Raw genomic sequence first — 20,301 nt, forward strand, 5'->3', positions numbered from 1 at the left:
GCAAGGCTAGTGCCTTTCTTCGGAGGTAAACTCCCCCCTTACACCTGCAGCTGGCCCACGGACACTTTGATGAAGCACTCCAACGCACTCCTGGAAAACCTCGCTCGCAGCTCGTCACGTCTGAGCAAAGGCATGATGGTGCTGCTTGGTGTGGCGTTGCTGCTGGTCAGCACTACCTACTGGTCTTTCCAGCGGCTGATCGAAGAGAACCACGACACGATGCGTTTTCACTTCACGCGGCTGATGGAGAACATCCATGAGCAGGAGCTGTTTCTGACCTCACTGCGTCAGCGCAGCCTGCACGGCGAGCTGCTGACCCGCGACGTTGTCCCAGTGCCTGAGATCGAGCCGCGTCCGGGGGAGGGCGATGGCGTATTCCATGGTCAGGAAAATCCATTCTCGATGCCGTTCAGTCTCAGGCTCGGCGCTCAAGCCGAGCACCTCAATGAGGCTGCCAGCGTCTCCACCCTCGCGGCGCACTTGAGCGCCTATTACAGCGCCTTCTGGTCCACCTCGCATTTCCAGTCACCCCGGGCCTTCCTGTTCAACCTGCAGGACGATTTCGATGTGGCCGTGCCCGCGAGCGGTGTGCACCGTACCGATGCGAGCAAACAGGACCCCATGAGTCAGATGCTCGATACCATTCGCGCCCAAGCGCCCCAGAACGAGGGTGCCGAGGTCAATTGGCGTGCCTACGGCAGCCCTGGCAACGGGGTGGTTGCCGCGCGCGTGCTGGCCTATATCAACCTCGACCTGAGGCCTGCACAACCGCGGGCCAAGGGGGCCGCTACCCAAGCCACGGCTGCGGTAATGCTCGACCTGGGCCAGGCCAATGATTTTCAACGCACCATGGACTGGACGGTGTACGACCGTTTCACCCTGGTCACACCCTCGGGGCAGCCTCTCTCGGGCATCCTGCGCCCGGAGGTAACCTTGCACGAGGGCGTCAACCTCAAGCCCGATGGCCTGGTGTTCAAGCTGGTCAACCATAACGGACCTGCCTGGATGGCGATCTACACCATCGGTTTCAAGAGCTTTTTCCAATATGCACTGGGCTCGCTGCTCAGCCTTGGGTTGGGGGTGGCCTGCCTGATCGCCATGGGTTGGGCGGCGAGCCGTTGGTATCGGCGCCAGGTGATCCTGCCGGCGCACCGGGCTCATGCTGCCATCGCCGAGAGCGAGGCCTTCAGCCGTGTGGTCATCGACACGGCTCCGACAGGGCTGTGCGTGGTACGCCGGACCGACCATCAAGTGCTGCTGGAAAACCAGCGTGCCAAGCAGTGGCAGGGGACCGCTGCGCTGGTGGCGTCCTTGGATCATAGCCAGGACAGTGGCGAGACCGGTGAGCACGCGCTCGAGATCGAGGGCCGTCATCTGCAGGTCGGCTTCGTGGCCACCCGCTACCAGGGGCAGGATGTGCGGCTCTATGCCTTCAATGATGTGACCCGGCATGTCGAGGATGCGCGGGCGCTGGAAGACGCCCGGCGCATGGCAGCCGCAGCCAACGAGGCGAAGACGCTGTTCCTGGCCACCATGAGCCATGAGATCCGCACGCCGCTGTATGGGGTGCTGGGGACTTTGGAACTGCTCGGGCTCACCCCGCTGGCGCCTCGTCAGCTGGCCTACCTGCAGACTATCCAACGCTCGTCGGCCACGCTGTTCCAGCTGATCAGCGATGTATTGGATGTTTCGAAGATCGAATCCGGGCAGATGGCCCTGGAGCCTGTGGCGTTCTGCCCGCTGGAGATGATCGAGGATACCCTGCGCACCTACGCCGCCTTTGCCGAGCGCAAGGGGTTGCTGCTCTATGGCTGCACCGATGCCAGGCTGCCACAGCGGCTGGTCGGCGACCCGATCCGGATCCGGCAGATCCTCAACAATCTGCTCAGCAATGCCATCAAGTTCACTGACAATGGCCGTGTGGTACTGCGCACGCGGGTGCTCGGTTGCGCCGATGGCCAGGTGCACCTGGAATGGCAGGTCGCCGATACCGGTATCGGGTTGTCCGAGTCGCAGCAGGCCAGGTTGTTCGAGCTGTTCTACCAAGTGCACGAAGCTTCCAACGAGGGCGGCGCGGGGCTGGGCCTGCCGATTTGCGGGTGGCTGAGCGAAATGATGGGCGGGCAGATGAAGGTGGTCAGCGAGCCCGGCCTGGGCAGCAGTTTCATGCTGCGCCTTACCTTGCCGGTGGTGGCGGATGCCTTGCCTGTGCCTGCTGAGCGAGAGCCGTCGGCGCTGCCGGTACTCGTTCGGGCGCCGATCCCTGAGCTGGCCCAACACTATTGCGACTGGCTCAACCGCCTTGGGCTACAGGCGCATCTGGCGTCCTCGACGCCCGCCGCAGCCCAGTCGCGAGCGGTGCTGGTCGATGTGTTGCCTGATGACACGGCGCCGGCCTGGCCGGGGCCGCGTATTTGTTGCAAGGCTACGGACTCGGCGCAAGAAGGGCGCGGCGATTGGGACTTGAGCATGCATGATGTGCTGGCCATCGCCCGGGCGGTCGGCCGGATCAGCCGGGGCCATGAGGAGCCTGCCGAACATCGTCTGGCGGGTACCGCCAACGATCTGCGCCTGCACATCCTGGTGGCCGAGGACAACCCCATCAACCAAGCGATCCTCAAAGAGCAGCTCGAGGCGCTGGGCTGCAGCGTGGTAGTGGCGCGCAATGGCGAACAAGCCTTGCAGCTTTGGCAGCCCGATGTGTTCGACTTGGTGCTGACCGATGTGAACATGCCGATCATCAATGGTTATGAGCTGGCCACCGCATTGCGTGAGCAGGACCCGGCGCTGCCAATCATCGGCGTCACCGCCAACGCGATGCGCGAGGAGGGAGCGCGTTGCCTGGAGGTGGGGATGAGTGCCTGGATCGTCAAGCCGCTGAGCCTGCAGACCTTGCGCAATCACTTGCTCAAGTTGTGCCGGCCGAACTGGCAGGGTGACATGCAGGAGCCGTCGCCGCAGCCAGCCGCCAATACGCTGGCGCTAGACGAAGATGCGCCACCAACGCTTTCACCGGCCATGGGTACTCTGTTCATCGAAACCATGACCCAGGACATCCAGACACTGCAGTCGGCCCTGGAGCAGGACGATGTACAAGCCCTGGGCCGGCAATTGCACAGCATCGCCGGCGCGCTGGGCGCGGTGCAGGCGGCCAGCCTGGCGCAGTACTGCACTGTGCTTGAAGTCCAGCTGGTCGACCAGGTGTTCGATGAGTCCATGCGCCAGCAAGTGCGACGGGTAATACAACGACTGGCGGCAATGACCGACGCGCTCAAGTAACATTACCCAGACTGTTCATTCATCCCGCCTGAGGTTATATGGAAAAACTCAAGGTCATCATTGCCGACGATCATCCCATCGTGCTGTTTGGCGTACGGGAGCTGGTCGAGCGCGACCCGCATTTTTGCGTGGTCGGAGAAGCGGTAAGTTCCAGCGCATTGATCGCGTTATTGCAACAGCAACCGGTCGATCTGGTTATCACCGATTACAACATGCCGGACGACTCACCTTATGGCGACGGCTTGAAGTTGATCGACTACCTGAAGCGGCACTATCCCACTGTCCAAGTGTTGATACTGACGATGATTTCCAATTCGATGATTCTCGAGCGCCTGCACGAGTTGGGCGTGGTGGGCGTGATCCAGAAGAATCACCTGCACACTGAAATCGAGCGCGCGCTCAAGGCGATTCGCGGCAAACGCCCGTACTTTAGCCCTCAGGCGCCCAAAGCGTCGGTGGTGGACTCCGGCCTGGACACCGATCAGCGGCTGGAAACACTGTCGCTCAAAGAGCGTGAAGTGTTGCGCTTGTTCGTGGCCGGTAAAACCGTGGGTGATATAGCCCTTAGCCTCAGCCGCAGCCCCAAGACAATCAGTGCACAAAAAGTCTCGGCCATGCGCAAACTTGAAGTCGATAATGACCAGGCACTGTTGGCCTATTGCCTGGAGCGGCGTCTGTTCAATTGACCCTTGGCAAGGCTTATCAGGATCGTCTTATGGGGGTAGGTGTCCGGGTTTATTAATGTGGTCTGGCAGTTTTCTGCAGCACATTTCAACTAGGACATCGATATGAAAAAGTATTCCCTCGCCGCCTTCGCACTCTCGGCGCTCGTCACCTCCATGGGCACCTTCGCAGAAGAGCCGCCGGCACCTGTAAAAGGTGGCAGCGGCAAGATCAGTTTCAGCGGCATCATCAACAACGACGCCTGCTCGGTCGACGGCGCCGATGCCGATCGCGTGATTTCCGTGGACATGGGCAACATTTCGATCAAGGACATGGGCACCGCTGAGGCCCCGGCCTCGGGTCGCGTTACCGGCAAGGAGTTCAACCTCAACGTCAACTGCAACCAGGGCACCAAGGTGTCCATGGTCTTCGATCCGACCATCCTCGGCGGTTCCGGCATCGTCACCGGCAAGGGCGTACTGGCGCTGACCCCAGGCAGCGGCGCAGCCAAGAACGTCGGTATCGCCTTGCTCGACAGCACCGGGGCGAAGATCGACCTCAGCAGCAAGACCACCGCCACCATCCAGAGCGGCATGCACGGCGTGGGTGCCGCTGGCGGCGATGCCACCCTGAGCTTCTCCGCTGCCTATGTGACCACGGGGACCGCTGGCACCGCGACCGCGGGCCGGGGTGATGCGACCCTGCCATTCATCCTGCAGTACGAATAAGTCGTCACCCAGGGTTCTGTACGTGCGAGGCCTCAGGGTCTCGCCGTCCGCTTAGACAGAAGGGGTGATAGCGATGTTGACTCCCAGACTCACTGCCTGCCTGGGCCTGCTGGGCATGTTCCTGGCGGCGCCGGCGGCGGCCGGCATCTCCTTGAGCGCCACGCGCGTGGTGTTCGATGGTGCCCACAAGGAAGCCAACGTGACCGTGCGAAATGGTGGCCAGGATGTGTTGATCCAGTCGTGGATCGACAGCGATGACGGCCTGAACCGCACGGTCCCGTTCGCGGTGACACCACCCTTGGCCAGGGTCGTGGCCAAGCAGCAGCAATTGCTGCGCATCCTTTATGAAGGGGCAGGCCTGCCCCAGGACCGCGAGTCGGTCGTGTGGCTCAATGTCCAGGAAATTCCGCAATCCAGCGAACAGGCCAACACGCTGCAACTGGCGGTGCGTCAGCGCATCAAGGTGTTCTTCCGACCGGCCGGGCTGCCGGGCGATGCGTTGCAGGCGCCGACCGAACTGGACTGGCGATTGATCCACGAGGGCGCCTCCACGGCCCTGTCGGTGAGCAATCCAAGCCTGTACCACGTGTCGATGGCCGACATCACGGTCACGGTCAACGGTCAGCGAACGCTGACGGCTGACTCGGCGATGATCGCGCCCGGGCAGACCCGAACCTTTGCCTTGGCCAAGGTTGCGTCCGGCGCGCCGGTGAGCCTGTCCTTTCGCAGCATCAATGACTACGGCGCGCAGAGCGAATATCGCGCGGTGTTGATGCCCAGCGTGGCTAGCAAGGCCAAGGCCGTCGAGCCCGGCACTTCTTCGTAACACCCTCAAGCACCTAGGGCGCATGCCGACGCACGCGCGGCTGCGCCGTGCCCGGTATTTGCCATGGATGAAAAAGGTTTCCAAGCATGTTTCTGCTGTTCGACACCCGGGGACGCTTCCGTGCGTCCGCGCCGCTCAAGCTCGCTGCCTTGTCCCTGGCCATCCACAGCGCGTGCGTGCACGCCGATGCAGCTTCCGAGCAAGTTGCCGACCCGCAGTTGCTCGCCTTCAATACCACCTTCCTGCAGGGCGCGGCTTCGTCGGTAGACCTGCAACTGCTGCTCGCCGGCACCCGTGTGCTGCCTGGCAACTACCGGGTCGATCTGTACAGCAACCAAGTCCTGGTCGGGCGACGAGATATCGATTTTCAACGCAACCCGGCCACTGGCCGTGTGGAGCCGTGCCTGACCCTCGCATTGCTCAGGCAACTGGGAATCGACCTGGACAAGCTGCAGGCCCAGGGCAAGCTGAGCCTGGACGACGACCAGTCCTGCCAGGACCTGCCTGCGCTGATCGATCAGGCCTCCGTAAGCTTCGATGGCAGTCGCCTGCGCCTGGATACCAGCGTCCCGCAGGTCGCCATGCAGCGTGGCCTGCGCGGCTACGTCGATCCCCAGTTGTGGGACAACGGCGTGCCAGCGGCTTTCATCAACTACCAGATGAGCACCAGCCGCAACGCAGGCGATGCCGACACCCGCTACAACACCAACCTGGGCCTGCGCAATGGCATCAACCTGGGCGGCTGGCGGCTGCGCAACGAGTCCAACTTCAGCAGCGGCACCGGCCGCCCGGATACCTTCAAGAGCAACCGCAGTTACTTGCAGCACGATGTCACGGCCCTGAAAGGGCAGTTCAGCGCCGGGGACATCTTCTCCGATGCGCAGTTGTTCGACAGCGTGCGCTACCGGGGCCTGAAGCTTGAGTCCGACGACGGCATGCGCGCTGACAGCGAGCGCGGCTACGCGCCGATCATCCGAGGTGTGGCACAGACCAACGCGACCGTGGAAATCCGCCAGGACAACTACCTGCTGTACACCACCAACGTACCGCCTGGCCCGTTCGAGATCAGCGACATCTACCCCAGTGGCTCCAACGGCGACCTGCAGATCACCGTCATCGAGGCCGACGGCAGCCGTCGGGTGACCCAGCAGGCGTTTTCCAGCTTGCCGATCATGGTCCGTGAAGGGCAGGTGCGATACAGCGTCTCGGCCGGTCGCTACAACAGCAACAGCGAAGGGCTGGCCACACCGCAGATGCTCAGCGCCAACCTGGCCTACGGCATCGACAGCAACCTGACCGGCATCGTCGGGGTGCAGGCCACCGATCAGTACAAGGCGCTGGCCGTCGGCGTGGGTCGCAATACCTCACTGGGCGCGGTGTCGCTGGACGTCACCCATTCCAGCAGCCAGGCCCAGGGCGAGCGCAAGACGGGCAACAGCCTGCGCGCCCTGTATGCCAAGACCTTCACCGGGACGGCCACCAGTTTCACCCTGGCGGCCTACCGCTATTCGACCGAGGGTTACCGCACGCTGAGCAACCACATCGAAGACCTCAGCAGCGGGCCGCTGCTGCGCTCGGGGCACTCCAAGACCCGTACCGACCTGACCATCAACCAGAGCCTGGGGGCGGATCGAAAGTTGGGCAGCCTATACCTGAACGCCAGCGACCAGCGCTACTGGAACCGCGGCGGATCGCGCAGCTTTTCGGCCGGCTATGGCAACAACTGGCGCGATACCAGCTACAACCTCACCTGGAGCCATACACAGGATTTGAGTGGCGGCGCTGGCAGCTCCGACAATCAGATCAGCCTGTCTGTGTCGTTCCCGCTCGGTGGTCGCCCACGGGCACCGCGAGCGTTCGTCACCACCAGTGCGCAGAAAAGCGGCAATAGCACTCAGGCCGGGATCAACGGCTACTTCAACGAAAGCGCCGACAGTTTCTATTCGGTGCAGGCGGGTAGCAGCGATGGTGGCGGGCGTTCGGCCTCGGCCAACGTCAGCACCCGGACATCGATGGCCGACATCAGTGTCGGCTACAGCCAGGGCAAGGGCTATGACTCGCAGAGCCTGAACGTCTCCGGGTCGGTGGTGGCTCACCCTGGGGGGATAAACCTGGGCCAGACCGTGGGCGAGACCTTTGCCCTGGTGGAGGTACCGGGCGTGCGCGGTGCCAAGGTCAGCAGCTACAGTGGCGTGGAGACTGGTCGTAACGGCTATGCGGTGGTCCCCAGCGCGCAGCCCTACCGGGTCAACTGGATCAGCCTGGACACCCGCGAACTGGGCGCCGATATCGAGATCGACAATGCCACCCAGCAACGGGTACCACGCCGTGGCGCTGTGGTGCTGGCGCGTTTCGCTGGCAAGACCGGGCGCCGTGTGCAGTTCGAGCTGTTCGACGGCCAAGGTGGCAGGATTCCATTCGGTGCTGCACTGGAAGATGCCGAGGGCAAGCAACTGGCGATCTCCGACCCCAGCGGCAAGGCATTGGCCTTGGTCGAGCAAGCGCAGGGCTGGCTGACGATTCGCTGGAGCGACCAGCAATGCCAGGCATCCTATACGTTGCCCGTACGTGACAAGGCGTTGAATTACGAACGCCTGCCATTGCGCTGCGGCGAGTAGACGAGGGTATGCCAGACGCGGCCCTTCACGCGTCGCGCATTTGAGCTATAGCTTAAGGCCTCTGCCTGCCTCTGGAGGTCATCGAAATGAGCGAATCCTCACGCCCACCCTTGCCGCCGTTCACCCTGGAAACCGCCATCGAGAAAGTCCGACGCGCCGAGGACGGTTGGAATACGCGCGACCCGGCGAAAGTGGTGCTGGCCTATACGGAAGACACCTATTGGCGCAACCGCAGCGAGTTCATCGAAGGGCGTGCCCAGGCTCAGGCGTTTCTGGAGCGCAAATGGCGCAGAGAGCTGGACTATCGCCTGATCAAGGAACTCTGGACATTCGCCGATAACCGGATCGCCGTGCGTTTCGCCTACGAATGGCACGATGATTCAGGCAGCTGGTTTCGCTCCTACGGCAACGAAAACTGGGAGTTCGGCCCGCATGGCCTGATGCAGCGGCGGTTTGCCAGTATCAATGACCTGCCAATCACCGAACAGCAGCGCAAGTACCACTGGCCTTTGGGCCGCCGTCCCGACGATCACCCAGGCTTGAGTGAACTGGGGCTCTAGCGCTTGGCTGTTCTTGGCGGAACAGCCAGATAAAACGGCTGCTCCGTCCGGGCATCAAGGGTTGGATTCAGTAAAGGGATTGCCCTTGGCCTGTAGATACATCTTGCCCATCGCTGTGGACGCGAAATCGGTGATGTGCCCGATGTCCCGGTAGATCGGCAGGCCGTCGATCGACAGCTTGCACTGGCCATCGGTGCACTGCACATCCTTGGGGTCGATCACCAGCACGTCCGGGTGTGCCTGCTTGGCCGCTTCGAACAGCTGTGCAAGCCATGGGTCTTCCTTGGGCGCCGCGACGCTCGTCGCGCAGTGGTGCTCCTCAAGCGTGCCCCTGAGCTTGATGCTGCGGTACAGGCAGTCGTTGGCGCCCTCGGGCATGACGATGTTGCTCTTGAGTAGCACCGGCCTGGCGCCGGAGCGCTCGATAATGTCGAGGCTCTTGAGCAGGGCAGCCTTCATGCGTTCGCGCGACAGGGCCTGGGAGCGTTCGTCATCGATCGACAACACCACGGCACGGCTATTGGCATAGGTTTCCCAGGTCAGACCGATGATCACATAGTCGTAATGGCTACGAGCAATCAGCCTGTGGTATTCAGCGGCCGCGTCATGGCACTTCTTGTAGAGCGTGTTCTTGTACTTCCACCAGTCGTACAGATAGACATCCGGCAGGGCCAGGCAACCTGGGCTGCCCTGGGCCATGACCGAGAGGTTGGCGTCCTTGGCCAGTACGTCCATGAAGCCCCAGAAATGGTTGGAGTAGGAATCGCCCATCAGCAGCGCGGTGGTCTTGGCGTTGGCTTGCCCAAGCAGGCATTTGCTATCGGAGCCATCACTGGCACCGCCAAGGCACGGCCCGCGCGGGGGTATTTCGCTCGCTTTCAGGCGCGGCAGGATATGCGTCTGGTCACTGCCGAAGCGCTCCATCCAGCCACCGGAAGCTTTGCCCGCCGAATGCAGTGCCGAAAAGGCGATGGCAGGAACGACCAGCAGCAAGATGAGCGTCTGGCCAACGCCCAGTCGGGTGCGGCGCAGCGGCTTTTCGATCAAATAGTACGAGGTGATGCCCAAGGCAAACGAGGCGATGAAGTAGCCGGCGAGGATGGCGGGGGTCTTTTCAAAGCCCAGGTAATCCACGATGGCGATGACTGGCCAGTGCCACAAGTACAGCGAGTAGGAAATCGTCCCGATGAATACCAAAGGTGACCACGACAGCAGCCTGGACGTGATGCCTACCTGCCCAACCTGGCCCGAAACAAGCACCGCCGTTGCCAGGCAGATCACGATGGCGGGATAGCCCGGATAGGCGGTCGTCGGTATGGATTGCGTTGCGCCATACAGGAGCACGCCAAGGGCGCCCAGGCCTACCACGGACGCGCTGACGCGGCCCAGGTGTTGGCGGTCGCTCGCATACACCGCCGCGCACGAACCGATCAACAGCTCGAAGATGCGCGCGAGGAATGCGTAATAGCTTTTGTCGGGGGATGTCTTGGCGATGAACAGCGCGACGGCAATGGCCGCGATGGTCAACATCAAGACAGCGGTTTTCAGTTGACGAGGCGCCAGGTAGCGCGTCAGAGCCATCAAACCCAGCGGGAGGAAGATGTACCACTGCCATTCGATGGCCAGCGACCAGGTGTGCAGCAGGGGCAACGTCGCCGCCTCGGCGGTGGCATAACCGTCGGTGGCCTTGGAGAAGTACTGGTTGGACAGCAGCAGGCTTGTGTACTTCTCGCTTTTCAGAAAGTCGATGAAGTCCTTGGGCAGATACAGCACGCTGGCCGCGGCGAGCGTGACGATCAACAGCGCCAGTATCGCCGGCTGCAGGCGCCACAAGCGTTTGACGTAGAACTGGCCAAGGCTGAAGTCACCTCGGGCCACCGCGCTCAGGATGATCGAGGTGGTGAGGTAGCCAGAGATCACGAAAAAGATATCGACGCCGATGAACCCAGAGGGGAACACCGCTAGCCCGCCATGGAACACCAGCACCAGCAGGACAGCAACGGCGCGTAGCCCGTCGATATCGGGGCGGTAGGAGGTCGAGTGTGCGCCGGTTCGCACCCCCTGTGCCTTGGCCCGATCGGCAGCCACGTGCGTGCGGGCGATTTCAGGTGCTTTGAATACCAGGTTCTGTTCGATTGACACGGCAAAACATCCTATCGCGTTGAGACTTCTTGGACGCGGCAGGGCTCGCGAGCAAAAGCGGCGAGTTTACCAAAGGGGCTTGGGTGTACCTCGGGCAAATTATCCGATTGACCGGGTAAGTATTGCTTAATGTTTCCGTTTGGAGGGGTGGCTCGGCCGGTCAATGAGGGACTTGGAGACGCAGTTGTCCGAGTCGCTCAAGCGCTTGCTTTGCGTCGCTCAGGATTTCATCGAAGATGCTCTGCACGGGCTTGACCGCGTCGGCAAAGACGACCGATGGGCCGACATCGAGCATGCCACGTGCGCTGTCGCCCGTCTGGTAGGCCTGCGTGGTCAGGGTGCCCATGACATGGGGGCGGTAGCGTTCGAAGTCATGAGCGCCGGCCGCATCCAGCGCGGCGACCGCCTGGGCACTGTCGTTGTTCAGTACCCGGTGATGTTGCTTGAGGGCAGTTTTCACGATGACGCTTTGCGTGCCGTCGCTGCGTACCAGCAAGTCCTTGTAGTCGCGATGAATCCAGAGTTCTTCGCTGACCAGCATGCGCGAGCCCAGAAGCACGGCATCCGCACCCATCGCCAGCGTCGCCGCCAGTTGGCGGCCTGTACCGATGCCGCCACCGATGACGATGGGTAGGTCAATCTCCATCGGTGCCTGGGCCGCCTGGACCATGCTGCTGATGCCATAAGTGCCCGGGTGTCCGCCGCAGTCGTTGCCCACCACGATGAGCGCATCCACCCCGAGCCGGGCCGCCGAGCGCGCATAGCGAATCGCGGGGACCTTGTGCAGGACCTTGATACCCGCCGAGCGAAGCTCCGGCAGAATGCACTCGGGGCTGGCGCCCGAGGTTTCGACGCACAGCACACCTTCCTCGGCCAGGATGTCCACCTGCTCGCGCAAGCGGTCCAGTGCCTCGGCCTGGCTGGAAACATAGAGGTTGACGCCGAACCCTTTGCCCGAGGTCAGCTCGCGGCAGCGGCGCAGTTCGTTGCGAAACGCGCGAGGGTCGGCAAACCCCGCCGCGACGATAAAACCCATCCCGCCTGCGTTCACGACGGCTGCTACGTACGCCGCGTCGGACACACCTGGCCCCATCCCGCCACAGAGAATAGGGTGACGGATGCCCAGCAGTTCGGTGATACGGGTGCGAAAGAGTGGATCACGCATGGAAGGGGCCTCGGCTCGGGGGAGCCTGCAGTGTATAGCTGAACGCATGTTCAATAGCAACGCGGTCAGGCTCTTGCTTCAGCGCGCGCTTGCCGGCGCAGGCGTACAGCCAACTTGGCGGCGAGCTTGAAGACGATGGCGCTGAAGATCAGTGCAAACGCCAGTGGATACCAGGACCCCATGGGAATGCGCTTGTAGAACGACACGACGAAGATCCCGGCGATCACCCAGGTACCGGTGCTGTGCAACGCCTTCCAGGTGCGTGCGCCAAGTCGCTTCACGGCGGCAGGGAACGAAGTAACGGTCAGCAGGAAAATGAAGAAGTAGCCAATCGAACCGGGGATGTTGGCAGCGGCCGTGCGGCCATGCCAGAACGTGTCGGGGAACGACTTGGCATACACGATGATCAGGACCGCATGCACCGCATGGGAAAGGCGAACGCCAATCCTAGAAACCGTCGCTCGCGCAGCAGGCTGCGTGTGAAGGCACTGGGCAGCAAGATTGCCAGGGAAGAGGCCAGAAATGTCAGGAGAAACAACAGCAAGGACGTGCGCGCGGTGACCCGAATCGCGCTGCGCAAGGCTTCCACCGTGTGCGGCTGGGCCATCAGCGCCAGCGCAGTGATGATCAGAACCGAAACAGACAGCACACAGAACAGTCGCCAGCCATGCAGGCTGGCAGGTTGAGCATGAAGGTGCATGGCGAACTCCGTCGTGGGGGGCGGCGTGCAGGGTGCCACCGCAGTCCGGAGCCAGGGTGTCCGAGGTGTTTATCTGGGATGTGTCCAGGATCGGTCTTTATGTATCGCTTTGTTGACGCAGGGCCAGGCAGACCGGTTCAGAGCAGCAGATAGTCGGCGAATTGAGCGATCCCGCTGTGTGCACCTTCGACCAGGTGCACGTAACGGCCATTCACACAGTCGATCGGCAGGCAGTCATCCACTTCCAGTACTGCGTCGGTGTGGGGTTTGAGCCAGTCGGCCTGCAGGCGCTGCTTGCCCAGTTGCTTTGCCTGTTGCTTGTTCCGAGCGACCACCAGAAGGTAGCGGTGCGCTTCACCGAAGACCGCTGGCTCGTAACCGCCAAGATTGATGAAAAACAGCTTTGGGTCGTCTGGCCCAGGAGCCAGGTGACTGAACTCGACGCGGTAGGCATCGATGCCATCGACTTCCAGCCAGCCATCGATATGCAGGCCCGCGCGGCTACCAAACCAGTCCTGACGCAATTGCGGGTAGGTCTGCTCCAGGGTTTGCGCCTGGGCGAACACTACATCATGCACCTCGATGCTGGCGCGTGGGTGGCGACCTCCGAGCATGACTACGTACAACATGAAAGCTTCCTTCTCGGTTCGCTGAGGGCCGCATTCTCAAGGTCAAGGCCCTTGTTGCCAAGGGGCAGGGTGGTGATGCGGGTCTACCATCGGACCTGAAAATATCTGTACATCAATTGATTTAAATTGTACATAAAACTAATCTTTGTACAGATATTCGGCGCTACAGGTTCGTCATGGCATACCTGGTTCGGATGGTCTGTTTCTGTTTGCTGCTAGGCACGATGTCGTCGGTCTCTGCGGACTGGCGAACGGCTGTGCCGACCGCTCAGCGGCTTGGCGAGGGGGAATTCACTTGGTTCGGTTTGCGTCTGTACAGCGCTCGGCTGTGGACCGTTGGACCGGTGCAGAACTGGAGTCAGCCTTTTGCCCTGGAGTTGACCTACTACCGTTCTCTCTCCCGAGACACGTTGGTGCAGGCCAGCCTCCAGGAAATGCGTCGCCTGAGTGGCGCCAGTGTGACGGCCCAGCAGATCGACAGCTGGACCGCAATCATGGAAGCGGCCTTCGTGGATGTGCGCCCGGGAACGCGCATCACAGGGTTGTACCTGCCGGGTGAGGGCTGCCGCTTCTATGTCGACGGAAGGCTCAGCCGTAAGGTTGCCGATCCGGCGTTCGCCCGGGCGTTCTTCGCCATCTGGCTGGATCCGCGAGCCCGGGATCCTCAATTGCGCCAGCGCCTGCTCGGCCTGGTCGCTGACAACTGAGGGAGCTGAACATGTACAGAGCACTATTGCTGATAGCCTGCCTGGCGCTGGTTAGTTGTGGCAACGTCGGCGTCGAACGGTATGCCGCTGAACAACCCTCTCTCGATCTGGCGGCCTTCTTCTCGCGTCCGGTAAAGGCCTGGGGGATGTTTCAGAAGCGTTCAGGCGAGGTGGTCAAGCGTTTCGAAGTGCGTATCGATAGCCGACGCGACGGCGAGCGGCTGATCCTGGACGAGCACTTTCTCTACAGCGATGGCACGCGTCAACAGCGTACCTGGACGTTGATGCCGGACGGCCCTGGCCGCTGGCGCGGAACAGCCGGGGATGTGATCGGCCAAGCCCGTGGCGAAGTGGCGGGCAATGCGCTGAGATGGCGTTACCAACTCGATTTGCCCGTCGATGGAAGGCGCTGGCAGGTTGACCTGGACGACTGGATGTACCTGATAGACGACGACACCCTTATCAACCGCTCGAGCATGAGCAAACTGGGCGTGGAGATCGGCCAGATCACGCTGTTCTTCCGCCGTCTGCCGGAGGGCACACCATGAACCTGAACACACTCGCCCAGCGGGTATTGGCCGGTAATGTCCACGCTCTTGAACTGCTGTCACTCGAAGGAGGGTTTTATGTCCTGCGTGCGATGTCCGACACCGGTCCCATCACGCTGAGCGATGCGAGCGGACAGGCCCTTCGATTGCGCTCGACCACTGAACTGCGCGAGCTTCTGGCCAATTTGCCACCGGTGCCGTGCACGATGGTGCAACAGGTGGTGCATGATGAAATGTGCGGACAAAGCGACGGCCCCGCCGCGCCGTTGCGGATGCCACTGACCTTGGCCAGCCAGTGGTAGCCCGTACGATGCGCCTCGGGCTGGTACTGGGAGATCAGCTGTCATTCGACCTGGCCAGCCTCGCGGCACTGGACCCCGCCCACGATGCCATCCTGATGGCGGAAGTGGCGCAGGAAGCACGCTACGTGCCGCATCACCCCCACAAGATCGTGCTCATCTTCAGTGCCATGCGCCATTTTGCGCTCGCTCTGCGAGCGCGCGGCTGGCAAGTGCATTACGTGGCGTTCGATGCGGCTGACAACAGCGGGACCATCGTTGGAGAACTGCGCCGTTGGCGACGAATGTTGGGCGCTACGCAAATACATGTGACCGAGTGCGGCGAGTGGCGCCTGGAACACGCACTACGGGATGCGGACCTCCCGCTGGTGTGGCACCGCGATACCCGCTTTCTGTGCTCACGCGAAGCCTTCGCGCGCTGGGCGCAAGGGCGGTCACGGCTGCGCATGGAGCATTTCTACCGTGGTATGCGCAAACGTTGCGGCCTGCTCCTGGAGCCAGACGGCAGCCCGGCCGGAGGCGCTTGGAATTTCGATGCTGACAATCGCAAACCATTGCCACGACGATTGCGTGGGCCGTTTCCTGCCCACTTCGAACAGGACGCCATCACGTCGGCGGTCGTGGCCTTGGTTCGCCAACATTTCAGCGACCATTACGGCGCCGTGGACGGGTTCGACTACCCAGTGACCCATGACCAGGCGCAGCAGTTGTGGCGTCATTTTCTGGATTATGGCCTGGCGGCCTTCGGGGACTATCAGGACGCCATGGCAGAGGGCGAGCCCTACCTGTTCCATGCCCGCATCAGCGCAACCCTCAATATCGGGTTGCTGGATGTGCGTCGCCTATGCGAAGACGTGAATACCGCGTGGCGTGAGGGGCGCGTGCCATTGAACGCTGCCGAAGGCTTCATTCGCCAGTTGATCGGCTGGCGTGAATATGTGCGAGGCATCTATTGGTTACGCATGCCGGCGTACGCCGAACTCAACCATCTGAACAACACCCGGCCATTGCCGGACTTCTATTGGACTGGGCATACCCGCATGCGGTGCATGGCGCAGGTTATCGAACAGACCCTGAATTTGGGCTATGCCCACCATATCCAGCGCCTGATGGTGACCGGCAACTTCGCCCTGCTCGCGGGCATCGCGCCGGCGGCTATCTGCCAGTGGTACCTGGCCGTGTACCTGGATGCGTTCGACTGGGTCGAACTACCCAACACCCTGGGCATGGTCATGCATGCTGATGGTGGCTACCTAGGGTCCAAGCCTTACTGTGCCAGTGGTCGTTACATCCAGCGGATGTCCGATCATTGCAAGGCTTGCAGTTACAAGGTCGAACAAACGGCAGAAGCTGATGCATGCCCGTTCAATGCGTTGTACTGGCACTTTCTCATCCGTCATCGTGCCCAATTCGCGCATAACCCACGCTTGGCGCTGGCCTATCGGAACCTCGATAGCATGGCGCCGGCGCGGCGGGAGGCTGTGTGGCGTCGTGGTCAGGCGTTATTGGTGCGGCTCGATACTGGGGAAAGCCTGTGAACAGGCGCTTGCTGCCGAGCAAGGTATGCGTGGTCTGTGGCCGGCCGTTCAACTGGCGCAAGCGTTGGGCTCGATGCTGGGAGCAGGTGCGATACTGCTCCGAGCGATGCCGTCGTTCAGCGCCACGCCGCGATGCGCACTAGCAACGGTAGGGCCAGCGCCCAGACCGGCGCTAGCACAAGGCCTGTCGCCAAAGGGCCCAGCGGCAAGACGACCTCGGCTAGGCGGGCGCCGCCCAGATAAGCCAAAGGACCTGCCATTGCACCGGCCAGCGCACCACGCCAGAAAGGCCAGCCTGCCCACGCCAGGCTGTGTCGCAACCCGCTGGCCAGCACCAGCCACAGCAACACCAGCCATAAGGGCAGCGGCCATGCGTCGAACCTGAATACACCCATTGCGCCCAATACGCTATCGAGGACACTGCCAGCCAGTACCGTGCGCGCCAGGGCCCTGACCTCTGCGCCGAAGTCAGGACACAGGTACAGGTGAAACGCCAGGCCAATGGGCACCATCACTAACCACCCTGGGGCTTTGGCGCCTAGCACGCAGGCCCACCAGCCGGCCTGCAACCATAGGGCATTGGCGATCAACCGGTAGCGCTTGATCATCGAAGCGCGGGCAAGGGCGCACGTCGGGCTTCAGGCGCCGCCCACAGCAACTGCGCTACGCCGATGGCCCGTTCCTCGAAGCCGCCCTGGCAATAACACAGGTAGAACTCCCACAGGCGCTGGAATGTATCGTCATAGCCCTGGGCGGCCAGTAGCGTCCGACTTTTACGCAGGTTGTCGCGCCAATGCTCCAGGGTTCGAGCATAGTCCAGGCCAAAGTCTTCCAGATGTACGAGGTTGAGCGCAGTCTGGCGGCTGGCGGTGTCCAGCAGCACGCTCAGTGAAGGGAGGGCGCCGCCGGGAAAGATGTATCGCTGAATGAAGTCAACCGAGCGCCGAGCCTGGGCGTAGCGCTGGTCACGGATGGTGATCGCCTGCAACAACATCAACCCGTCGGGCTTGAGCAACGCGGCGCACTGGCGGAAATAAACCGGCAGATAGCGGTGTCCGACAGCTTCGATCATTTCGATGGACACCAACTTGTCGAAGGTACCTTTGAGATCGCGATAATCGTCGCATAGGACTGTGACCTGTTGTTCCAGCCCAAGGGCCCGCACGCGCGCCTGAGTATAGGCATACTGCGCTTGGGACAAGGTCGTGGTGGTTACACGGCAGCCGTAATGGGTAGCGGCATGGATGGCCAGGCTGCCCCAGCCACAGCCGATCTCCAGCAGGTGATCCTGCGCACGCAGTTCCAGTTTCCGGCAGATGCACTCGAGCTTGTGCAACTGGGCCTGCTCCAGGGATTGCTCAGGGTGTTCGAACTGTGCGGCCGAATACATCATGGTCGGGTCCAGCAATTGTTCGAACAGTGCGTTGCCCAGGTCATAGTGGGCGAGGATATTGCGTCGAGCCCCGCGCCTGCTGTTCCGGTTCAAGCGGTGCAGCAGCCGCAGGGCCGGTCGCCCTAACCGCGCAAAGCCTCCTTCGAGGGCGTCCAGCACATCCAGGTTGGCCACCAACAGACGGGTCACCCGCGCAGGATCCGGGCTGCGCCAGTAACCATGGATATAGGCTTCGCCCGCGCCGATCGAACCATTACCGGCGATCAGGCTCCAGGTTGCGTCATCGAGTACTTCCACTTCGGCCTGTAAAGGGCTGGTAGCCTCTCCGAAGCTCCATTGCCGCCCATGGCTGAGCAGCCGTAGATGGCCGTGACGGAGCTTGCCCAGTTGTGCGAGCACGACCGTTCTGGCCAATGCGCCCAGTAAGGGTGCCAGGACCGTGGTCTTGCTAACGCTCAGGGTGGGATTCGACATGGTCAGGGTCCTCGCAAGGTTGGCCGAGTGCCAGGTCGCCCCGGCTGGCGGTGTGGTCATGAATGGGGGTGCGCTTCAACAACAGGCGTAGGGCTTGCCAATAGATGGCCGAGACGCTGCGCAGGCTCATCCAGGGAAAGCCCAGGAGGTAACGATGCAACGCTTTGCGATCCAGCGCTTGGCGCTGCAAAGCCAAATCGGCTTCGAACACCTTTTGGCCGCCTCGCCAGTTCTCCATGTGGATGCGCACGGACTTGAGGCTCAGGGACAACTGGAGTCGATAGTCCATCTCCAATGGCATGAAAGGCGATACATGGAAGGCCTTGGCCATTGCGAAGGTTCTGTCCAGGCGGCCTTGCACCGGCAACACATAGTGAAACCGTTCGTGCCATGGGGTGTTGCATACCTCCAACAGGATCGCCGCCAGGTGCCCGTCGTGGTCGTGACAGAAATAGAAACTCACTGGATTGAACGACACCCCCCAGCAGCGCAGCTGGGTCAACAAGTGGACCGGGCCTTCGGGCCTATGCCCCGTTGCCTGTTCGACCAGCAAGCGCGCAGCCTCGGCCAGCGGCTCCCCCTGACGGGTCAGCGCCGGCAAGTAGTCGGTCTGGCGCCAGCTCAGTGGCGACAGGCGTCCGCGCCCCAGCCAGCGAGAGAAACTCGTCAGCCAGGCTTGTTCGTCCAGGTCCAGATAGAACATTCCGATGCGGTAACGGAACGCATGGTATCGCGGGGAGAACCGGCGATGACTGAGCCACCCCAGGCAAAGACTGCTGTTCACAACGTTTCTCCAAAGTGCCGGGCCACCTGCAGCCCGCTGACCACACCGTCTTCGTGAAAGCCGTTGCCCCAGTAGGCACCACAGAAATAGCTGTGCCGGTAGCCCTGAAGTCGTGCTTGGCGTGTCTGGGCTTCAGACGCCGCGAGGCTGTACTGCGGGTGGGCGTAGCGGAACCGGGCGATGATCTGCGCAGGGTCGATGAGCGCGGTCTGGTTGAGGCTCACGCAAAACGTCACCGGTGCCTGGATACCTTGCAGGATGTTCATGTTGTAGGTCACTGCAGCTGGGGCATCCGCGGGACCGCCAAGTCGATAGTTCCAGCTGGCCCAGGCCTTCCTTCGATGTGGCAACAGGCGCTGATCGGTGTGCAGTACCACGTCATTCTGTGCATAGCCGATGGCACCGAGTACGGCGCGCTCTTGAACGCTGGGTGCTTCGAGCAACGCCAGTACCTGATCGCTGTGGCAGGCGAAGACCACACTGTCGAAGCGTTCGGTGCCGGCGGCGCTGAGCAGGGTGACGCCTCCTTCGTCGCGTCTGACCGTATGCACCTTGCAGTTCAGGCGAATACGTTCGGCGAACGGCCGGCAAAGGGGGGCGATATAACTCCGGGAGCCCCCCTGGACAACCCGCCATTGAGGCCGTCGATTGACCGAGAGCAACCCGTGGTTGCGACAGAAGCGCACGAAGAACTGCAGGGGGAAACCGAGCATCTGCGTCCGAGACATCGACCAGATCGCGGACCCCATGGGCACGATGTAGTGCTCGATGAAGCGCTGGCCATAGCCCTGTGCCTGCAGGTAGGCACCCAGGGTAGTGGCGGTATCGATCCGCCGTGCATCCAGGTCTGCCAGCGCCTGCCGGTTGAAACGCAGGATGTCGCGCAGCATCGCCCAGAACGGCGGGCTGATCAGATTACGGCGTTGAGCGAACAACGTGTTCAGGTTATGACCGTTGTATTCCAGGCCGGTGAGTGGATCATGGACAGAAAAGCTCATCTGGGTCGGCTGTGAGGCGACCTTGAGCTGATCGAGCAAGCGAATGAAGTTCGGGTAGGTCCAGTCGTTGAAGACGATGAACCCGGTGTCGATCGCATGGCGCTCGCCGTGCCAGTCCACATCGACGGTATGCGTGTGGCCGCCGATCCAGTCGCTGGCCTCGAACACTGTGATTTCGTGTCTGCGAGCCAGTAGGTGGGCACAGGTCAGGCCCGCGATACCGCTGCCAATGATCGCTATACGCATGGCG

The 20,301-nt window shown here is 61.9% G+C and carries 18 protein-coding genes and 1 pseudogene; 11 read left to right on the top strand and 8 right to left on the bottom strand.

The annotated features are described in order from the left end of the window. The first annotated feature begins 69 nt into the window (after window positions 1-69). The 6 genes from IEC33019_RS07705 (at window position 70) to IEC33019_RS07730 (ending at window position 8,674) form a co-directional block, all read left to right on the top strand. Window positions 70-3,279 carry a hybrid sensor histidine kinase/response regulator gene (locus tag IEC33019_RS07705; RefSeq protein WP_070094258.1) on the top strand — a complete coding sequence of 1,070 codons (3,210 nt, stop codon included), beginning with the start codon at window positions 70-72 and terminating at the stop codon, window positions 3,277-3,279. 38 nt (window positions 3,280-3,317) lie between these two features. Then, window positions 3,318-3,965, top strand: coding sequence for a response regulator (locus IEC33019_RS07710; RefSeq protein WP_099593255.1), 648 nt, complete (start codon window positions 3,318-3,320; stop codon window positions 3,963-3,965). A gap of 102 nt (window positions 3,966-4,067) precedes the next feature. Continuing rightward, window positions 4,068-4,670 (top strand): fimbrial protein, encoded by a 603-nt coding sequence (locus IEC33019_RS07715; protein WP_070094256.1) that lies wholly within the window; start codon window positions 4,068-4,070, stop codon window positions 4,668-4,670. A 73-nt stretch (window positions 4,671-4,743) separates the two neighbouring features. Next, the gene (locus IEC33019_RS07720) at window positions 4,744-5,496 is read left to right on the top strand and encodes a fimbrial biogenesis chaperone (RefSeq protein WP_070094255.1); all 753 of its coding nucleotides are present in this window, start codon (window positions 4,744-4,746) and stop codon (window positions 5,494-5,496) included. 86 nt (window positions 5,497-5,582) lie between these two features. Beyond that, on the top strand, window positions 5,583-8,114 hold the full coding sequence (locus IEC33019_RS07725) for a fimbria/pilus outer membrane usher protein (protein WP_070094254.1): 2,532 nt from the start codon (window positions 5,583-5,585) through the stop codon (window positions 8,112-8,114). Between the two features lie 86 nt (window positions 8,115-8,200). Beyond that, window positions 8,201-8,674 (top strand): DUF1348 family protein, encoded by a 474-nt coding sequence (locus IEC33019_RS07730; protein ID WP_070094253.1) that lies wholly within the window; start codon window positions 8,201-8,203, stop codon window positions 8,672-8,674. 54 nt (window positions 8,675-8,728) lie between these two features. Here IEC33019_RS07730 and IEC33019_RS07735 read toward each other — a convergent pair whose 3' ends face one another. The 4 genes and pseudogenes from IEC33019_RS07735 to IEC33019_RS07750 form a co-directional block, all read right to left on the bottom strand. Then, complete coding sequence (locus tag IEC33019_RS07735; RefSeq protein ID WP_157765876.1) at window positions 8,729-10,816, bottom strand: acyltransferase family protein; 2,088 nt, start codon at window positions 10,814-10,816, stop codon at window positions 8,729-8,731. Between the two features lie 160 nt (window positions 10,817-10,976). Continuing rightward, window positions 10,977-11,981 carry an NAD(P)H-dependent flavin oxidoreductase gene (locus tag IEC33019_RS07740; protein ID WP_070094252.1) on the bottom strand — a complete coding sequence of 335 codons (1,005 nt, stop codon included), beginning with the start codon at window positions 11,979-11,981 and terminating at the stop codon, window positions 10,977-10,979. 65 nt (window positions 11,982-12,046) lie between these two features. Beyond that, window positions 12,047-12,681: pseudogene (locus IEC33019_RS07745) on the bottom strand (hypothetical protein). A gap of 137 nt (window positions 12,682-12,818) precedes the next feature. Further along, window positions 12,819-13,310: a DUF1543 domain-containing protein gene (locus tag IEC33019_RS07750; RefSeq protein ID WP_070094251.1), complete on the bottom strand. Its 492-nt coding sequence runs from the start codon at window positions 13,308-13,310 to the stop codon at window positions 12,819-12,821. 176 nt (window positions 13,311-13,486) lie between these two features. On the opposite strand from IEC33019_RS07750, the gene IEC33019_RS07755 reads away from it, so the two are divergent. The 5 genes from IEC33019_RS07755 to IEC33019_RS07775 are packed head-to-tail and all read left to right on the top strand — an operon-like array spanning window position 13,487 to window position 16,545. Further along, window positions 13,487-14,017 (top strand): chalcone isomerase family protein, encoded by a 531-nt coding sequence (locus IEC33019_RS07755; protein ID WP_070094250.1) that lies wholly within the window; start codon window positions 13,487-13,489, stop codon window positions 14,015-14,017. Between the two features lie 11 nt (window positions 14,018-14,028). Further along, on the top strand, window positions 14,029-14,565 hold the full coding sequence (locus IEC33019_RS07760; RefSeq protein ID WP_070094249.1) for a DUF3833 domain-containing protein: 537 nt from the start codon (window positions 14,029-14,031) through the stop codon (window positions 14,563-14,565). Beyond that, complete coding sequence (locus tag IEC33019_RS07765; RefSeq protein ID WP_070094248.1) at window positions 14,562-14,867, top strand: DUF6482 family protein; 306 nt, start codon at window positions 14,562-14,564, stop codon at window positions 14,865-14,867. Before IEC33019_RS07760 ends, IEC33019_RS07765 begins: the two co-directional genes overlap by 4 nt. 8 nt (window positions 14,868-14,875) lie before the next feature. After that, window positions 14,876-16,402, top strand: a complete 1,527-nt coding sequence (locus tag IEC33019_RS07770) for a cryptochrome/photolyase family protein (RefSeq protein ID WP_070094247.1) — start codon at window positions 14,876-14,878, stop codon at window positions 16,400-16,402. After that, window positions 16,399-16,545: a DUF2256 domain-containing protein gene (locus IEC33019_RS07775; RefSeq protein WP_081337514.1), complete on the top strand. Its 147-nt coding sequence runs from the start codon at window positions 16,399-16,401 to the stop codon at window positions 16,543-16,545. Before IEC33019_RS07770 ends, IEC33019_RS07775 begins: the two co-directional genes overlap by 4 nt. Here the strand turns inward: IEC33019_RS07775 and IEC33019_RS07780 are convergent. From IEC33019_RS07780 to IEC33019_RS07795, 4 genes are read right to left on the bottom strand one after another with little or no spacing between them, the layout of a single operon-like run. Beyond that, window positions 16,519-17,010 (bottom strand): DUF2878 domain-containing protein, encoded by a 492-nt coding sequence (locus IEC33019_RS07780; RefSeq protein ID WP_070094246.1) that lies wholly within the window; start codon window positions 17,008-17,010, stop codon window positions 16,519-16,521. The two genes, IEC33019_RS07775 and IEC33019_RS07780, sit on opposite strands and share 27 nt — an antisense overlap. Further along, window positions 17,007-18,269 (bottom strand): SAM-dependent methyltransferase, encoded by a 1,263-nt coding sequence (locus tag IEC33019_RS07785; RefSeq protein WP_070094245.1) that lies wholly within the window; start codon window positions 18,267-18,269, stop codon window positions 17,007-17,009. Before IEC33019_RS07785 ends, IEC33019_RS07780 begins: the two co-directional genes overlap by 4 nt. Next, on the bottom strand, window positions 18,244-19,053 hold the full coding sequence (locus IEC33019_RS07790; protein ID WP_070094244.1) for a DUF1365 domain-containing protein: 810 nt from the start codon (window positions 19,051-19,053) through the stop codon (window positions 18,244-18,246). Before IEC33019_RS07790 ends, IEC33019_RS07785 begins: the two co-directional genes overlap by 26 nt. Next, a complete protein-coding gene (locus IEC33019_RS07795; protein ID WP_070094243.1) occupies window positions 19,050-20,297 on the bottom strand; it encodes an NAD(P)/FAD-dependent oxidoreductase in 1,248 nt (415 codons plus the stop codon). Before IEC33019_RS07795 ends, IEC33019_RS07790 begins: the two co-directional genes overlap by 4 nt. Window positions 20,298-20,301: the final 4 nt, after the last annotated feature.

Source organism: Pseudomonas putida, assembly GCF_002741075.1.
GTDB lineage: Bacteria > Pseudomonadota > Gammaproteobacteria > Pseudomonadales > Pseudomonadaceae > Aquipseudomonas > Aquipseudomonas putida_T.

Excerpts from the sequence above, each read along its gene's own strand:
- IEC33019_RS07760 (WP_070094249.1), top strand. The coding sequence starts at position 14,029 with ATGTACAGAGCACTATTGCTGATAGCCTGCCTGGCGCTGGTTAGTTGT.
- IEC33019_RS07795 (WP_070094243.1), bottom strand. The coding sequence starts at position 20,297 with ATGCGTATAGCGATCATTGGCAGCGGTATCGCGGGCCTGACCTGTGCC.
- IEC33019_RS07720 (WP_070094255.1), top strand. The coding sequence starts at position 4,744 with ATGTTGACTCCCAGACTCACTGCCTGCCTGGGCCTGCTGGGCATGTTC.
- IEC33019_RS07750 (WP_070094251.1), bottom strand. The coding sequence starts at position 13,310 with ATGTTGTACGTAGTCATGCTCGGAGGTCGCCACCCACGCGCCAGCATC.
- IEC33019_RS07780 (WP_070094246.1), bottom strand. The coding sequence starts at position 17,010 with ATGATCAAGCGCTACCGGTTGATCGCCAATGCCCTATGGTTGCAGGCC.
- IEC33019_RS07770 (WP_070094247.1), top strand. The coding sequence starts at position 14,876 with ATGCGCCTCGGGCTGGTACTGGGAGATCAGCTGTCATTCGACCTGGCC.
- IEC33019_RS07725 (WP_070094254.1), top strand. The coding sequence starts at position 5,583 with ATGTTTCTGCTGTTCGACACCCGGGGACGCTTCCGTGCGTCCGCGCCG.
- IEC33019_RS07755 (WP_070094250.1), top strand. The coding sequence starts at position 13,487 with ATGGCATACCTGGTTCGGATGGTCTGTTTCTGTTTGCTGCTAGGCACG.
- IEC33019_RS07765 (WP_070094248.1), top strand. The coding sequence starts at position 14,562 with ATGAACCTGAACACACTCGCCCAGCGGGTATTGGCCGGTAATGTCCAC.
- IEC33019_RS07705 (WP_070094258.1), top strand. The coding sequence starts at position 70 with ATGAAGCACTCCAACGCACTCCTGGAAAACCTCGCTCGCAGCTCGTCA.
- IEC33019_RS07785 (WP_070094245.1), bottom strand. The coding sequence starts at position 18,269 with ATGTCGAATCCCACCCTGAGCGTTAGCAAGACCACGGTCCTGGCACCC.
- IEC33019_RS07740 (WP_070094252.1), bottom strand. The coding sequence starts at position 11,981 with ATGCGTGATCCACTCTTTCGCACCCGTATCACCGAACTGCTGGGCATC.
- IEC33019_RS07715 (WP_070094256.1), top strand. The coding sequence starts at position 4,068 with ATGAAAAAGTATTCCCTCGCCGCCTTCGCACTCTCGGCGCTCGTCACC.
- IEC33019_RS07730 (WP_070094253.1), top strand. The coding sequence starts at position 8,201 with ATGAGCGAATCCTCACGCCCACCCTTGCCGCCGTTCACCCTGGAAACC.
- IEC33019_RS07710 (WP_099593255.1), top strand. The coding sequence starts at position 3,318 with ATGGAAAAACTCAAGGTCATCATTGCCGACGATCATCCCATCGTGCTG.